The organism is Pseudomonas sp. SCB32 (genome assembly GCF_009189165.1).
Taxonomy (GTDB): Bacteria; Pseudomonadota; Gammaproteobacteria; order Pseudomonadales; family Pseudomonadaceae; genus Pseudomonas.
Window position 1 is genome coordinate 4,008,257 of record NZ_CP045118.1, and the last position, 15,676, is coordinate 4,023,932.

Sequence of the window (15,676 nt, forward strand, 5' to 3'; positions counted from 1 at the left end):
TCTTCCACAGGAGCCTTGCCATGCCCAGCCTCGTCAGCCAGTTCCCCGCCGCCCTGCCCGCCGACGCCCTCGCCCACTTCAGCCGCCGCCTGGCCTTCGAGACCGACTGTTCGGACGTGAACGACGCCCTGCAGAACGGCGAGCAGGATTTCATCCTGCTCGATGTGCGCGGCCCCGCCGCCTACGCCCATGGGCACGTACCCGGCGCGCTGAACCTGCCGACGCGGGAAATCGATGCGCGGCGCATGGCGCAGTTTCCGCCGGGCACGCTGTTCGTCGTCTACTGCGCCGGGCCGCACTGCAACGGCGTACACCGCGCCGCCGCGAAGCTCGCCGCGCTGGGGCTGCCGGTAAAGGAGATGATCGGTGGCATGACCGGTTGGCTGGACGAGGGCCTGGCGCTGGTCGGCGCTGAGGGCGATTCGATTCGCGCAGGTGGCGAAGGTATCGCCTGTGCCTGCTGAGCCCTGACGCAACAAGGCCGGAATATTTCCGGCCTTGTTCGAATCGGTGTCAGTCGCGCGGATGCTGACGGATCAGCCGCCGATCGGCCGCCGTCCCGCCAGGGCATGGGCCAGGGTACCGCCATCGACCAGCTCCAGCTCGCCACCCAGCGGTACGCCGTGGGCGATGCGCGACAGCACCAGGCTGCTGCCGCCCAGAAGCTGGGCGATATAGTGGGCGGTCGCCTCGCCTTCCACCGTGGGGTTGGTGGCGAGGATGATCTCGCTGAAGTTGCCGGCCTTGATCCGCGCTTCCAGTTCAGGAATGCCGATGGCGTCCGGGCCGAGGCCATCCAGGGGCGACAGGTGCCCCTTGAGCACGAAATAGCGCCCGCGATAGCCGGTTTGCTCGACGGCGAATACGTCCAGCGGGCCTTCCACCACGCACAGCAGACTATCGTCGCGGCGCGGGTCGGAACACTGCGGGCAGAAATCGTCTTCGGACAGGGTGCGGCACTGCTTGCAGTGGCCGACGCCCTCCATCGCCTGGGTAAGCGCCTGGGCCAGACGCAGGCCGCCGCTACGGTCGCGCTCCAGCAGCTGCAGCGCCATGCGCTGGGCACTCTTCTGCCCCACTCCGGGCAGGATGCGCAGGGCGTCGATCAGTTGGCGGATCAGCGGGCTGAAGCTCATGGGGCGGTCTCGGTTTCGGGAGAATTTGAACGAAGGAACGCGCAGTTACCGCTCGCATACCTGGTCAGCCGGAAGGCGAGTGCGTTCGCTTTTAGAAAACAGGAAAAGAAGAAGTCCGGCAACGGGCCGCTCAGGCACAAGCAGGGCAAGGCGCCGGCGGGTGAGGATCCGGAGTGTGCTACAGCACATGCGGATTCCGAACCCGACGGCAACGCCGCCATGCGCCGGGCATGGCGGCACGATCAAACTCAGAAGGGCATCTTGAAGCCGGGCGGGAGCTGCATGCCGGCGGTCATGCCGGACATCTTCTCCTGATTGTTCTGCTCGATCTTGCGCACGGCGTCGTTCACCGCGGCGGCGATCAGGTCCTCGAGGATTTCCTTGTCTTCCTGCATCAGACTGTCATCCAGCGAAACGCGCTTGACGTCATGGCGACCGGTCATCACCACGCTCACCAGGCCGGCGCCGGACTGGCCGGTCACTTCGGCGTTGGCCAGCTCTTCCTGCATCTTCTGCATCTTTTCCTGCATCTGCTGGGCCTGCTTCATCAGGCCGGCCATGCCACCTTTCATCATGTCGAGTTCCTCGATTCGTTCAGTCGTCAGCGCAGGCGGTCAAGCCTTTGCTTCCAGGGGTTCGATAGTACCGTCGCGGACGACCGCGGCGAACTGTTGTTTCATCTGCAGCACGTAGGGGTCGGCGGCAATCGACGCCTCGGCCTGGCGCTGACGCTCGGCGCGCTTGCGCGCGGCGGCCTGGGCCGGGGTTTCCTGCTCGGGCTTCTGCAGGCTCACCTGCAGGGTCAGAGTGCGGCCGTGGAACTGGTTCAGCGCATCGTTCAGGCGACGCTGCTGGTTGGGGTTGAACAGCGCGCTCTGCCCCGGGTCCAGGTGCAGGTGCCAGTTGTCACCGTCCACCGCCACCAGGGTGCAGTTGGCACCGATGCTGGCGGTCAGTCCGGCCAGGCCCAGGCGCGGGAACAGGTCCAGCCACTCGGCGGCAAGGCCTGTGGCGGGCATGGCGGCGGGTTCGGGCTCCGGCTCGGCCTGCTCCTGCGGCGCCTCGTTCTCGAGATAGCCGTAGGACTCCATGTCGACTTCGTAGTAGTCCTCGGCGGGCGGCGGCTCTTCGTCGCGGTCGTCGTCCTCGACAGGTGCCTCGGCAACGACTGGGGCCGGCGTTGGAGCTGCGGCTTGCACCGGAGCAGGCGCAGCCGCTACCGGTGCAGGTGCAGGTGCAGGTGCAGGTGCAGGTGCAGGTGCAGCAGGCTCGACCGGTGCGGGAGCGGCAGCAACCGGTGCGGCGGGCTCGTCCCACGGCAGGTCGACTGGCGCCTCGGCAACGGGCGCTTCCGGTTCGGCGACTGGCGCAGCAGGTTCGGCTTCGATGGCCACTTCCGGCACTGGTTCGACCGAAGCGGGAGTCGCTTCGACCACCGGCGCAGCAGCAACAACAGGCTCAGCCACCACAACCGGAGCCGGAGCCGGAGCCGCCTGAAGCTGTGGCGCAGCAACGGCCTGCGCGACCTCAGCTGCGTGGGCTACGGGCGCAGGCGCTGCAGTCGGCGGGGCAATGGATGCAACCGGCACCGCAACGGCGGCGCCGGCCACTGGGTTCAGGTTGGAATCAGCCGTGGCCTTGCTGATCCCCAGGTCCTTTAGTGGTGACCTGGGTGCGCCCTCGGCATCGGCCGGGCGGAAGGCCAGCATGCGCAGCAGCACCATCTCGAAGCCGCCACGGGGATCGGGCGCCAGCGGCAGGTCGCGACGGCCGATCAGGCCCATCTGGTAATAGAACTGCACGTCCTCGGCGGGCAATGCCTGGGCCAGCGCCAGCACACGGTCGCGGTCGCCCTGGCCGTTATCCACGGCCTCGGGCAGCGCCTGGGCGATAGCCACGCGGTGCAGCACGTTGAGCATTTCCGCCAGCACACCGCTCCAGTCAGGGCCTTGCTCGGCCAGGTGGCGCACTGCCTCGAGCAGCGCCCGGGCGTCGCCTTCCAGCAGCGCATGGAGCACGCCGTAGACCTGGCCGTGATCGAGGGTGCCGAGCATGGCGCGCACATCAGCGGCCAGCACCTTGCCCTCGCCGAAGGCGATGGCCTGGTCGGTAAGGCTCATGGCGTCGCGCATGGAGCCGTCGGCGGCACGGCCGAGCAGCCACAGGGCGTCTTCCTCGAAGGGCACGTTCTCGGCGCCCAGTACGTGGGTCAGGTGCTCCACCACCCGCTCCGGCGGCATGTTCTTCAGGGAGAACTGCAGGCAGCGCGAGAGGATGGTGACCGGCAGCTTCTGCGGGTCGGTGGTGGCGAGCAGGAACTTCACATGGGGCGGCGGCTCCTCCAGGGTCTTCAACAGGGCGTTGAAGCTGTGGCTGGAGAGCATGTGCACTTCGTCGATCAGGTAGACCTTGTAGCGCCCACGGGTCGGCGAGTACTGCACATTGTCGAGCAGTTCGCGGGTGTCCTCGACCTTGGTGCGGCTGGCGGCGTCGACTTCGATCAGGTCGACGAAACGACCTTCATCGATCTCGCGGCAGACCGAACACTGCCCGCACGGAGTGGAGCTGACGCCGGTCTCGCAGTTCAGGCACTTGGCCAGGATGCGCGCGATAGTGGTCTTGCCCACGCCACGGGTTCCGGTGAAAAGGTAGGCGTGGTGCAGGCGCTGGTTGTCCAGCGCGTTGATCAGGGCCTTGAGCACATGGGTCTGGCCGACCATTTCGCGGAACGAACGCGGACGCCATTTGCGGGCAAGAACCTGATAACTCATTGATATCCATCGCGACAGGTGAGCAGAAGTGGGCTAATCCTAGCGAAGCGGACCGTAAATTGCACTCGATGTCCGTTCTGGCCTTTGGTACATCTTGGCAAGGCCCGACCCGTACAGGCATTGTGTCGCCACTACGCCGCCATCGGAGTCTTGATGCGCCTGCTCGCCATCGTCCTGCTGTTCAGCTCTGCCGTCGCCCTTGGCGAGGAGCGCCCCCTGCGCTTCTCGGTGGTCGACAGCTGGGCGATGCCCCTGGCGCGAATCGAAGACGGCAAGCTGACCGGCGGTATTCTCTTCGAGCTGTTCACCGAGACTGCCCGCCAGGTCCATCGGGCACCCTACTTCCACATCCTGCCCCGCGCCCGCGTGGAACAGGCGCTGCTCAGCCACCAGGTGGACGTGCGTTGCTATGTCGCGCCGGCCTGGACCGAGCACGACTTCCATGATTACCGCTGGAGCGTGCCACTGATGACGCAGCGCGACCTGCTGGTCAGCCGCGCCGGCCTCAAGGGTGATCTGCAGAGCCTTTCCGGGCAGGCCATCGGCACCGTGCTTGGGTACCACTACCCGCGCCTGCAGCCGCTGCTGGAGAGCGGCCGGGCAACCCGCGACGAAGCGCGCAACCAGGAACTGGTACTGAAGAAATTGCAGATCGGTCGTTATCAGTACGCGATCAGCAGCGAAATCGCACTGGACTGGTTCAACCGCTCGCAACCGCAAGGCCAGCGCCTGACGCCCGCCAGCATCATCGAGGAAACCCCACTCTCGTGCATGGTGCTGGACAGCCCGGAAGCACCCGCCGACGAGATTCTTTCGGCCCTGGCGGCGCTGAAGACTTCTGGAGAGATCGAGCGAATCCTCAGCCACTATCGTTGAGGTGACGGTCCGCTGAGGTAATGAGGCGCTGACAGGATGTGGCCTGGGCGAAGGCCGGTGCTCGACGCCCGGAACGGCGGAGCGATTTTCCTGGCCCTGAAATGGAGGCGGCCCCGCCAGCCACACCCCGGCACACAATGTCCCCGCCTTGGCTGCTTCCTTCCGGACCTGACCAGGTAAGCGAGTAATCGTTGCGGGGGGACCGACAGGGCCACCATTGCAAGTCTCGCCAGATCGGCGAGCCGCGCCATTGTAGCGGCTTGTTCGCAAGTTACAAGCACTTCAAGCACTTAGGTGCGTCCTCCAGGCAATTCCTGATGCGATTCACGAATCGACGCAATAAGTCGGAGAATTGCCCTACAAAAATCTGCACCAGCGCCGAAGCTTGGGGAACGGCGCGCCCTTTCGTGGCGGCCATCACCGAGCGAGGAATGCCGACATGCCGATTGCCCTGCGATCCACCACCCTGCTGGCCATGCTGTTCAGCAGCCAACTCATGGCCGCAGGCGCGGTGGTCCAGTTCGGTGGCGCCGTTGTCGAAGACGGTTGCCAAGTCCAGCTGAGGGACGCGACCGCCAGCAGCGCCCAGGTAAAGGTGCGCCAATGCAGCCAGGCGATGCTTCTGCAGTTGAACGAGCCACGGAGCGCACTGCCCAGCAAACACTACCAACTGACAGACACGAAAGGGCGAGCGCTGGGCCCGGCGGTCACGGCCACCGGCGGTACCGATAGCGTCATTCGTACCATGACGACAGGCGCAGCCGGCACGGAGCGCAATGTGGTACTGGTGGCCGAGTACCTGTAACGGACGTTACTGCGCCTGAATCAACCCTTCGGGCCGGGGCTGGGTGGAAACTTCCAGGTTCGGCCCGATGAACAAGTCCATCTTGCTGTAGCCCGGACGGGTGCTGAAAGTGGAGTAGCGTTCCGCACCCTGGTGGAACTGGAAGGCCACGCGGTACTCGCCGGAGCGCCACAGACGCAGCGGGAACGCACGCGCTTCGCCGGGCTTGATCTCGCCAGCGAGAGTTTCCTCACCGTTTTCCTTGAAGCTGTAGCTCATCGACACCCCGCCCTGCCCTTCGTAATGCAGGACGATCTGCGGGCGCTCGGTCCAGGCCACGTAGGCCCCGAACAGCAGCACCAGTGCCGCCACACCGAGCAGGCGCTGCTTTCTTGCCTTGTCCATCTCGCTCTCCGTAAACAGACAGCCCGCCCCGTTTTGCGCGGGGCGGGCCTGCCGGTCAGTTCAGGCTGTCGACCAGCGCCTTGGCGGGCACCAGGCGAACCGACTTCTTCGCGGCGATCTGGATGGCCTTGCCGGTCTGCGGGTTGCGGCCGGCACGGGCAGCGCGCTCGCTGACCTTGAGCTTGCCGATACCCGGCAGGGTCAGTTCGCCGTCGTTCTCCAGGGAGTCCTGGGCGATCTGCGCCAGCTGCTCGAACACGCCGCGCACGGCGGCCTGGGTCAGGTCGAGGGATTCGGCGATGTCGCGAACCAGTTGGTCCTTGGTCATGGGCATGGAATATCTCCTTGATGCGTTGATCTTGACTCTTTGATCGGAAGAAGGCGTGTCAGGCGCCGATGCCGAGGTCGGCCAGCAGCTTGACCAGCTGCTCTTCGTCCATCACGGCGACGCCAAGTTCCTGGGCCTTGGCCAACTTTGAACCCGCTCCCGGTCCGGCAACGACGCAATGGGTCTTGGCGGAGACGGAACCGGCCACTTTGGCACCCAGGCTTTCCAGTTTTTCCTTGGCAACGTCGCGGCTCATGGCCTCCAGCGTACCGGTGAGCACCCAGGTCTGGCCCGCCAGCGGCAGGCCTTCGACCACCTTGCGCTCGCTGCGCCAGTGCATGCCGAACTCCACCAGCTGCGCCTCGACGGCCCTGGCGCGCTCTACACGGCTGGCGTCGGCGAAGTACTCGCGCACCGACTGCTTGGCCTTCTCGTTGACGCCCTTGAGGGTGCTGAGGTCCAGCCAGTCCTGGCTGAGGGTGATCAGCGCATCGAGGCTGCCGGTCCGGTCAGCCAGCTTCTCGGCGCCGGTCGCTGCGATGAAGGGGATGTTCAGCTTGTCGATGAAGCCAGCCAGCGTCGCGACGGCGGCGAACTCGGCGGAGACCTCGCCCTCGTCCTGCAACTCGATTCCGCGCTCGAGCAATTGCCGGATAACGCTGCGGTTGTGCTCGTCATCGAAGAAGTTGTGGATCTCGTAGGCCACTTCGCCACCGACGTCCGGCAGATAGGTGAGCACCTCCGGCAGCGCTTTCTGAATGCGCGCCAGCGCCCCCAGGGAGCGCGCCAGCAGCTTGGCGGTCTCCTCGCCCACGTCGGGGATGCCCAGGGCGAAGACGAAGCGTGCCAGTGCCGGCTTGCGGCTGTCGGCGATGGAGCCCAGCAGGTTGCGCGTGGAGACCTCGGCGAAGCCTTCCAGCTCGATGACCTGCTCGAAGGTCAGGGTGTAGAGGTCGGCCGGCGACTTCACCAGGCCCTTGTCCACCAACTGCTCGACGATCTTGTCGCCGAGGCCGTCGATATCCATGGCGCGGCGCGAGACGAAGTGGATGATCGCCTGCTTGAGCTGCGCCTGGCAGAACAGCCGGCCGACGCAGCGGTAGATGGCGCCTTCGCTGACCGATTCCTTGCCCTTGCTGCGTTTGACCAGCTGGGTACGCTCGACCTGCGAGCCGCACACCGGGCACTGGGTGGGAATCGCCACCGGGCGCGCATCCGCCGGTCGGCGCTCGGTCACGACCTGCATGACCTGCGGGATCACGTCGCCCGCGCGGCGGATGATCACGGTGTCGCCGATCATCAGCCCCAATCGGGCGACTTCGTCCATGTTGTGCAGGGTGGCGTTGGACACGGTCACACCGGCCACCTGCACCGGCTTCAGACGCGCGACCGGAGTCACGGCGCCGGTGCGGCCGACCTGGAATTCCACGTCGAGCAGCTCGGTGAGCTCTTCCCGCGCCGGGAACTTGTGGGCGATGGCCCAGCGCGGCTCGCGGGCGCGGAAGCCCAGCTCGCGCTGGAAGTCGGTGCGGTTGACCTTGAACACCACACCGTCGATCTCGTAGGCGAGGCTGTCGCGGCGGGCTCCGATGTCTTCGTAGTAGGCGCGGCAGCCCTCGACACCCTTGGCCAGTTTCAGCTCCCGGCTGATCGGGATACCCCAGCCCTTCAGGGCTTCGAGAATGCCGACCTGGGTGCCCGGCAGCGTGCCGCCCTCGACGCGGCCGAAACCGTAGCAACAGAACTCCAGCGGGCGGCTGGCGGTGATCTTCGAATCCAGCTGGCGCAGGCTGCCGGCCGCGGCGTTGCGCGGGTTGGCGAAGGTCTTGGCGCCGGCTTCCAGTTGCCGCTCGTTCAGCGCGTCGAAACCGGCCTTGGACATGAACACCTCGCCGCGCACTTCCAGCACCGCCGGCCAGCCCTCGCCCTGCAGGCGCAGCGGTACGTTGCGGATGGTGCGGACGTTGACGCTGATGTCTTCGCCGGTGGTGCCGTCGCCACGGGTGGCGCCACGGGTGAGCAAACCGTTTTCGTACAGCAGGCTGACCGCCAGGCCATCGAGCTTGGGCTCGCAGCTGTATTCCACTTCTGCGCCGCCGCCGAACAGATCGGAAGACGGCAGCTGATCGGCCAAGCCTTCGCGCACGCGACGGTCGAAGTCGCTCAGGTCCTGCTCCTCGAAGGCGTTGCCCAGGCTGAGCATCGGCACTTCATGGCGCACCTCGCCGAAGGCCGAGGCCGCAGCCCCACCGACGCGCTGGGTCGGCGACTCAGGGGTGATCAGCTCGGGATGCTCGGTTTCCAGCGCCTTCAGCTCGCGGAACAGGCGGTCGTACTCGGCGTCCGGCACGCTTGGCTCGTCGAGCACGTAGTAGCGGTAGTTGTGGTCGTCGAGTTCGCTGCGCAGCTGGGCGATGCGTTCGGCAGCAGTCTGGGAATCGGTCATGCGGGAATCTCGGGCGGCTTTTTCTGCTTGAGGTAGAAATGCGAAGCCCCAAGGGTCACTTGGGGCTTCTGTGCAGCGTGCGGAAAGCTTAGCGCTTCTGGGTCAGGGCGCGTCGCTCGAAATCGATGATGCGCTGACGGTAGTGCTCGATGGTCTGCGCGGTCATCACGCTGCGCTGCTCGTCCTTCAGCTCGCCATTGAGCTCCTGGGCCAGCTTGCGCGCGGCGGCGATCATCACGTCGAACGCCTGCTTGGGATGACGCGGCCCCGGCAGGCCGAGGAAGAAGCTCACCGCGCGGGTGCTGAACTGGTCGATGTTGTCCAGATCGAAGGTGCCCGGCTTGACTGCGTTGGCCATGGAGAACAGCACTTCGCCATTGCCGGCCATGCTCTCGTGGCGGTGGAAGATGTCCATCTCGCCGTAGCGCAGGCCGCTTTCCAGGATGTTCTGCAGCAGGGCCGGGCCCTTGAAACCGTTCTCGTCGCGGCTGATGACGCTGATGATCAGCACTTCCTCGACCGGAGCCAGGGGCGCGGAGGCAGCGGCGGCCGGGGCTGCGGCGCGCTCCTTGTCCTTCTTGCGCTCCTTCCTGGGCTTTTCCTTCTCCTGTGGGGCTTCGTCCAGCGGGTTCGGGAAATCCTCTTCATCCAGCGGGCCGAGCAGGTTCGGCGCCGGGTCGTCCAGGTTCAGGTCCCCCTGGCGCGGCTCACCACGGCGTTTGCCACGGGCTTCCTTGGCACTGAGCTTGGGCAGGTCTTCCTCGTCCAGCTCCGGCTCGCGGTGCTCGACTACACGGGAAGGCCCGAGCAGTTCCGGGTTGGTGTCATCCCCATCGTCGGGCTGGTTGGCGAAGTGGCGATCCAGTTTGAAGCGCAACTTGCCCTTGCCACCCCGCATACGACGCCAGCCGTCGAACAGAATGCCGGCGATCACGATAAGCCCAATGACGATCAGCCATTCGCGCAGACCGATATCCATCTAATCCCGTAGCCCCTGAACAAAAAATGATGATGAAGAAAAGGACATCCTATCCCTTGAAAACGTGGAGCCAACTTCATGTTCTGACTGATGTTTTCCACGCGATACAAAAGTGGGCGTTAAGCTAACACGCTCGCACGCAACTTTACACTGCCTGAGGCGACACTCCGCCCCGGTCTTTGCAACTTTTCATAGCCTATCGCGAGTTCGCCCCTGCCGCGACGGCTACCTCAATATAATCAATGCCTTACAAGCGTAGCCTAGTATTCCGAAACCACCTTGCAAGTTGTATCCAAATCAGGCTTCAGCTAGCGCCACGGCCTCCTCGACATCCACTGCTACCAGGCGCGAACATCCCGGTTCGTGCATCGTCACACCCATGAGTTGATCGGCCATCTCCATGGCGATCTTGTTGTGGGTGATATAGATGAATTGCACTTTCTCCGACATCTCCTTCACCAGCCGCGCATAACGACCGACGTTGGCATCGTCCAGTGGGGCATCGACTTCGTCGAGCATGCAGAACGGTGCCGGGTTCAGCTGGAAGATCGCAAATACCAGCGCCAGAGCGGTCAGGGCCTTCTCGCCACCGGACAACAGATGGATGGTGCTGTTCTTCTTGCCCGGCGGGCGCGCCATGATCGCCACCCCGGTATCGAGTAGATCCTCGCCGGTAAGTTCCAGATAGGCGTGACCGCCGCCGAAAACCTTGGGGAACAATGCCTGAAGGCCAGCATTGATCTGGTCGAAGGTTTCCTTGAAGCGGTTGCGGGTTTCCTTGTCGATCTTGCGGATCACGTTTTCCAGGGTGTCCAGCGCTTCCACCAGGTCGTCGTTCTGGTCGTCCAGGTAGCGTTTGCGCTCGGATTGCTGCTGGTATTCATCGATGGCCGCCAGGTTGATCGGACCCAGGCGGCCAATGCGCGCGGCCAGCTCTTCCAGGCGAGTTTCCCAGATTTTCTCGACAGCATCGTGGGGCAAGGTGCCCAGCACGCCATGCAGGTCGTAGCCATCCTCGTGGAGCTGCTCCTGCAGCGACTTGCGCCGCACGCTCAGGGCCTGCCACTCCATGCGCTGCTGTTCCAGTTGGCCACGCAGAAGTTGCGACTGCTGCTCAGCCTGGGTGCGGCGCTTCTCGGCGTCGCGCAGCTGGCGGTCGGCATCTTCCAGGGCGAGACGGGCGTGCTTGAGCTCATCCTCGACGGCCATGCGCCGGTCGAGCAGCTCTTCCAGGCGCATGCGCAGCTCTTCAAGCGGCGCGGCGCCCTCCTCCAGGTTGAGGTTGAGCTGCTCGCAACGCTCGACCAGGCGCACCGCCTGGCTGTCCAGACGCTCCAGCGCCTGTCGGGTGGATTCGTGCTGGGCACGCAGGGAGCCGACGCGCACGGCCAGCTGGTGGGCATGGTCCTTGTGCTGGCGGGACTCCTGGCGGATGCGGTCGAGCTTCTCGCGCATGCCGTCGCGCTCGGCCAGCAGCGATTCGCGGCGCTCGGTGTCGACAGCCATGGCGTCCAGCGCTTCCTGCAGGCTCAGGCGGGCTTCGCCCAACTGCTCCTGCTCTATGGCGTGCTGCTCGGCCAATTCAGCCAGCTCTTCGTCCAGACGGCGACGGCGCAGGGTCAGCTGTTCAACCTTCGCCTGCTGCGCCGACAGCCGAGCCTTCAGCTCGCCCTGGCGGCGCCCTTCGTCCTGCAGACGGCGGCGCACCTGGTCGCGACCTTCTTCGGCCTGACGCTGTTCATCACGCAGACGCACCAGTTGCTCGTCGACTTGGGCGAGGCGCTGTTCCAGTGTTTCGCGCTCGACGTACAGGCGCTCCAGCTCCTGGCCACGGGCCAGCACGCCGCCATCGGCGGATTCGCCGCGACGCACACGCAGGAAGTTGCGACCGACCCAGTAGCCATCGCGGCTGATCAGGCTTTCGCCGTCAGCCAGGGAAGTACGTTGGGCCAGCGCCTGGTCGAGGCTCTCCACCGGTCGCACGCGGGCCAGCCAGTGGCTCAGGTCGACGTTGGTCTCGACCTTGTCCAACAGGCTGCCGGGACGGGACACGGCACCAGCGGCCAGATCGAGCAGGCGCAACTCGCCCTTCTCCAACGCATCGAACGGTAACCCTTTCACATCGTCCAGCAGCACGCCGTGCAGGTCGGCGCCGAGCACGGTTTCCACCGCCAACTCCCAGCCCGACTGCACGCGCAGGCCCTCGGCCAAGCGCGGGCGCTGCTCCAGGCCCTGCTGACGCAGCCATTGCGCAGTGCCGTCGCCCGGATCGAGCGCGGCCTGCTGCAAGGCTTCCAGCGAGGCGATGCGGCCATTCAGGCGCTGCAGCTCGCCCTGCGCCTGGTGCTGCGCGGCGGTGCTTTCCTGCAGGGACTGGCGCACGCGCTCCAGGCGCTCGGCCAGTTCCTGCTCTTCGATCTGTGACTCTTCCAGCAGCAGTTCGATGGCGGCGACCTGCTCGCTCAGCTCAAGGATCGCGGCGTCTTCCGGGTCGGCCGCGAGCTGCGTGCGCTCATCATTCAGGCGGCGCTGACGCTCGCCCTGGCGCTCCAGGCTCTGTTCGAGGTGCTGGATGCGCGACTGCTGCACTTCCGCCTCGCGGCGCGGCTCGGCACTCTGCTGGTTGAAGGCATCCCAGCGCTGCTGCCAGTCCTGCATGCGCTGTTCGGCCTCTTCCAGGCCAACGGTGGCTTCCTCGGCGGCGGCGGCGCTGATTTCCTGTTCCGGGGCCAGGTGCTCCAGCTCCTCGGCGAGGGTGGACAGCAAGGTACGGTCGTGACCCAGGTGGGATTCGGTTTCCTGGCGGGATTTTTCCGCCTCGCGCAGGTCGTCCTGCAACTGGCGCAGGCGCTGCTGGCCGTGCTGGATGCTCTGCTCGACGCGGGCGATGTCGCCGCCCACGGAATAGAAGCGACCCTGCACCTGGTTGAAGGTTTCCGACAGCTCGTGGTGGCCGTCGCGCAGGCGCTCGATGCTGGCGTCGGCGCTGCGCTGCTCGGCCACCAGGGCCTCGAAGGCCACTTCCTGGTCGCCGATCACCTTCTCCTTCTGCCCGACCTGTTCGTTCAGGTCGCGCCAGCGCAAGGCGCCGAGCTGGGCCTTGAGGGCGCGTTCCTCGGCCTTGAATTCCTGGTACTTCTCCGCCGACTGGGCCTGGCGGTGCAGGCGTTCCAGCTGGCGCTCCAGTTCTTCGCGCAGGTCGGTCAGGCGCGCGAGGTTTTCCTGGGTGCGGCGGATGCGGTTCTCGGTCTCGCGGCGGCGCTCCTTGTACTTGGAGATGCCGGCGGCTTCCTCGATGAAGTTGCGCAGATCCTCCGGCTTGGCCTCGATCAGCTTGGAGATCATGCCCTGTTCGATGATCGAGTAGCTGCGCGGCCCAAGGCCGGTGCCGAGGAAGATGTCGGTGATATCACGGCGCCGGCACTTGGTGCCGTTGAGGAAGTAGGTGTTCTGGCCGTCGCGGGTCACGCGGCGGCGGATGGAAATCTCGGTGTAACTGGCGTATTCGCCCAGCAGGGTCTGGTCGGAGTTGTCGAACACCAGTTCGATGGATGCCTGGGTCACCGGCTTGCGCGTATTGGAGCCATTGAAGATGACGTCGGTCATCGACTCGCCACGGAGGTTCTTCGCCGAACTTTCGCCCATTACCCAGCGAACGGCGTCGATGATGTTGGACTTGCCGCAACCATTGGGGCCGACCACCGCCGCCATGTTGCTCGGAAAACTGACCGTCGTCGGATCGACGAAGGACTTGAAGCCCGCCAGCTTGATGCACTTGAGCCGCATGCGCCCCCCCCGGATGCTTATCGTTCGGCCAGCGCGGCCAGGACCAGTTGGCTGTTGCGCCGACTGTAGTCGAGCAGCACCTCGCGGATCGCTGCCTCGTCACGTCCGACCACGGCGCGGAGCAATTGCTCGAAGCTGCCGATGAACTGGCTCATTTCGCCTTTGCGGCGTTCCAGGGCCAGATGATAGGTGCGACTGATGGCCGGCAGGAGGTTATCCACGGTTTCCTGCAGGTAGGGGTTGGCGGCGAACGGGAAGGCGGCGCGCATGATGTCGAAGCTGGATTCGACGAAGGCGTTGATGTCGCCGCGTTCCAGGCTGTCCAGCAGGCGCTGCTGGATCGCCAGGAACGGCTCCAGGTCGCCCTCTTCGCGCCAGCGCCGGGCCACGCTGCTGGCGAGCATGATGTACAGCTCGGTAACCAGCGAGTAGAGGCTCTCGACGTGCGCCGCAGACAGCTCGGACACCTGCGCGCCACGGCGCGGCAGGATCACCACAAGATGGCGACGTTCCAGGATCAGCAGCGCCTCGCGTACCGAGCCGCGACTGACGTTGAGGGTCTGGGTGACCTTCTGTTCCTGGATGCGCTCGCGCTCCTTGAGTTCGCCCCGGATGATGCGTTCGGCAAGGTGATGCGCGATCTGCTCAGCCAGGCTGTCCGGGGCCTTGAACGTCATGGTTGTCCTTAGTGATCGGGGGCGCTTTCGAAGGGGCGGTGCGGCCGGGCAGTGTAACACAGGGTGTTACCGCACCATCCCCTCCGGCGGGTGGACGACAGAACAAAGGTTGGTGCATCCGACGAGAAGAATGGGCGCAGGATTGTCTGACAATCCTACACGCAAGACTGTTCGGGAGTCGCCCATGTTCGCGTTTCTCTCCCCCGCCTGGACGCTGCGCCTGAAAAAGGCCGGTTACTGGATCTGGCTGGTGCCGGTGTTCGGCATTCCCGTCAGCTACTGGTGGTCGTACGGCAGCAACTACCCCAATGCCTGGGCCTGGCTGGTGATCACCGTGGTGTTCGGGGTGATTCCGCTGCTGGACTTCGTGGTCGGCCGCGATCCGGCCAACCCCGACGAAACGGAGGAAGTCCCGCCCATGGAGCGCGAGGGCTACTATCGCCTGCTGAGCCTGGCCACCGTGCCACTGCTGCTGGGCATGCTGGCCTACGGTGGCTGGGTGCTGGCCACCTATGACGCCTGGAACTGGGTCGGCCAGCTGGGCTGGATTCTCTCGGTCGGCACCGTGATGGGCGCCATCGGCATCACCGTCTCCCACGAACTGATCCACAAGGACCCGGAGCTGGAACAGAACGCCGGCGGCCTGCTGCTGGCGGCGGTGTGCTACGCCGGCTTCAAGGTCGAGCATGTACGTGGACACCACGTGCATGTCTCCACGCCGGAAGACGCTTCTTCATCACGCTACGGCCAGAGCCTCTACGCCTTCCTGCCCCACGCCTACAAGTACAACTTCCTCAATGCCTGGAAGCTGGAGAGCGAACGCCTGAAGCGCAAGGGCCTGCCAGCGCTGCACTGGCGCAACGAATTGATCGCGTGGTACGTGATCAGCGCGCTATTCCTGGCGGGTTTCAGCATCGCCTTCGGCTGGATCGGCGCAATTTACTTCATCGGCCAGTCGGTGATGGCCTTCACCCTGCTGGAGATCGTCAACTACGTCGAGCACTACGGCCTGCACCGCCGCCGGCTGGACAGCGGGCGCTACGAGCGGACCACCCACGAGCACTCCTGGAACAGCAACTTCCTGCTGACCAACCTGTTCCTCTTCCACCTGCAGCGGCATTCCGACCACCACGCCAACGCCAAGCGGCGCTACCAGGTACTGCGGCACTTCGACGAGAGCCCGCAATTGCCCAACGGTTACGCCGGGATGATCGTCCTCGCGCTGTTCCCACCGCTCTGGCGCGCGGTGATGAACCCGCGTGTGCGCGCCTACTACGCCGGCGAGGAATACCAGCTGAGCGCCACCCAGCAAGCCTGACGAAAGCGTTCCACGCCTTGGCGGCAAGCCCCACCCCGGCTTGCCGCCTTTTTTCTTTCTGCCGCCTGGTCGCGACGGTGCTGCGCTCTCGTAGGATGGCGTGGAGCGAAGCGATACCCATCGATCAACGATCCAGCATGGGTATTGCCTAGGCTTCACCCATCCTACGC

Annotated in this window: 13 protein-coding genes and 1 other RNA gene; 4 read left to right on the forward strand and 10 right to left on the reverse strand. The window is 65.2% G+C overall.

The genetic code is table 11. From position 1 onward, the window contains the following. Nucleotides 1-20: 20 nt before the first annotated feature. A complete protein-coding gene (locus GA645_RS18260) occupies nucleotides 21-464 on the forward strand; it encodes a rhodanese-like domain-containing protein (protein ID WP_152224397.1) in 444 nt (147 codons plus the stop codon). Between the two features lie 72 nt (nucleotides 465-536). Here GA645_RS18260 and recR read toward each other — a convergent pair whose 3' ends face one another. The 3 genes from recR to dnaX all read right to left on the reverse strand — a co-directional run bounded on the left by recR (nucleotide 537) and on the right by dnaX (nucleotide 3,907). Next, on the reverse strand, nucleotides 537-1,136 hold the full coding sequence (gene recR, locus GA645_RS18265; RefSeq protein WP_152224398.1) for a recombination mediator RecR: 600 nt from the start codon (nucleotides 1,134-1,136) through the stop codon (nucleotides 537-539). Between the two features lie 248 nt (nucleotides 1,137-1,384). Beyond that, complete coding sequence (locus GA645_RS18270) at nucleotides 1,385-1,711, reverse strand: YbaB/EbfC family nucleoid-associated protein (RefSeq protein ID WP_017516839.1); 327 nt, start codon at nucleotides 1,709-1,711, stop codon at nucleotides 1,385-1,387. Between the two features lie 39 nt (nucleotides 1,712-1,750). Next, on the reverse strand, nucleotides 1,751-3,907 hold the full coding sequence (gene dnaX / locus GA645_RS18275) for a DNA polymerase III subunit gamma/tau (protein WP_152224399.1): 2,157 nt from the start codon (nucleotides 3,905-3,907) through the stop codon (nucleotides 1,751-1,753). Nucleotides 3,908-4,060: 153 nt separating this feature from the next. On the opposite strand from dnaX, the gene GA645_RS18280 reads away from it, so the two are divergent. Beyond that, a complete protein-coding gene (locus GA645_RS18280) occupies nucleotides 4,061-4,783 on the forward strand; it encodes an ABC transporter substrate-binding protein (protein ID WP_152224400.1) in 723 nt (240 codons plus the stop codon). Between the two features lie 111 nt (nucleotides 4,784-4,894). On the opposite strand, the gene ffs is transcribed toward GA645_RS18280, so the two are convergent. After that, nucleotides 4,895-4,991, reverse strand: an RNA gene (ffs, locus tag GA645_RS18285) — signal recognition particle sRNA small type. Between the two features lie 231 nt (nucleotides 4,992-5,222). Between ffs and GA645_RS18290 the strand changes: the two genes are divergently transcribed. Next, on the forward strand, nucleotides 5,223-5,588 hold the full coding sequence (locus GA645_RS18290; RefSeq protein ID WP_152224401.1) for a hypothetical protein: 366 nt from the start codon (nucleotides 5,223-5,225) through the stop codon (nucleotides 5,586-5,588). 6 nt (nucleotides 5,589-5,594) lie between these two features. On the opposite strand, the gene GA645_RS18295 is transcribed toward GA645_RS18290, so the two are convergent. The 6 genes from GA645_RS18295 to GA645_RS18320 all read right to left on the reverse strand — a co-directional run bounded on the left by GA645_RS18295 (nucleotide 5,595) and on the right by GA645_RS18320 (nucleotide 14,188). Further along, nucleotides 5,595-5,972 carry a hypothetical protein gene (locus tag GA645_RS18295; protein ID WP_152224402.1) on the reverse strand — a complete coding sequence of 126 codons (378 nt, stop codon included), beginning with the start codon at nucleotides 5,970-5,972 and terminating at the stop codon, nucleotides 5,595-5,597. A gap of 55 nt (nucleotides 5,973-6,027) precedes the next feature. Continuing rightward, nucleotides 6,028-6,306: an HU family DNA-binding protein gene (locus GA645_RS18300; protein ID WP_152224403.1), complete on the reverse strand. Its 279-nt coding sequence runs from the start codon at nucleotides 6,304-6,306 to the stop codon at nucleotides 6,028-6,030. A gap of 52 nt (nucleotides 6,307-6,358) precedes the next feature. After that, nucleotides 6,359-8,746: an NAD-dependent DNA ligase LigA gene (gene ligA, locus GA645_RS18305; protein WP_152224404.1), complete on the reverse strand. Its 2,388-nt coding sequence runs from the start codon at nucleotides 8,744-8,746 to the stop codon at nucleotides 6,359-6,361. Between the two features lie 88 nt (nucleotides 8,747-8,834). After that, on the reverse strand, nucleotides 8,835-9,725 hold the full coding sequence (zipA, locus tag GA645_RS18310; protein WP_152224405.1) for a cell division protein ZipA: 891 nt from the start codon (nucleotides 9,723-9,725) through the stop codon (nucleotides 8,835-8,837). A 297-nt stretch (nucleotides 9,726-10,022) separates the two neighbouring features. Then, nucleotides 10,023-13,511, reverse strand: coding sequence for a chromosome segregation protein SMC (gene smc, locus GA645_RS18315; RefSeq protein ID WP_152224406.1), 3,489 nt, complete (start codon nucleotides 13,509-13,511; stop codon nucleotides 10,023-10,025). Nucleotides 13,512-13,528: 17 nt separating this feature from the next. Then, the gene (locus GA645_RS18320) at nucleotides 13,529-14,188 is read right to left on the reverse strand and encodes a GntR family transcriptional regulator (protein ID WP_152224407.1); all 660 of its coding nucleotides are present in this window, start codon (nucleotides 14,186-14,188) and stop codon (nucleotides 13,529-13,531) included. Between the two features lie 184 nt (nucleotides 14,189-14,372). Between GA645_RS18320 and GA645_RS18325 the strand changes: the two genes are divergently transcribed. Beyond that, on the forward strand, nucleotides 14,373-15,506 hold the full coding sequence (locus GA645_RS18325; RefSeq protein WP_152224408.1) for an alkane 1-monooxygenase: 1,134 nt from the start codon (nucleotides 14,373-14,375) through the stop codon (nucleotides 15,504-15,506). Nucleotides 15,507-15,676: the final 170 nt, after the last annotated feature.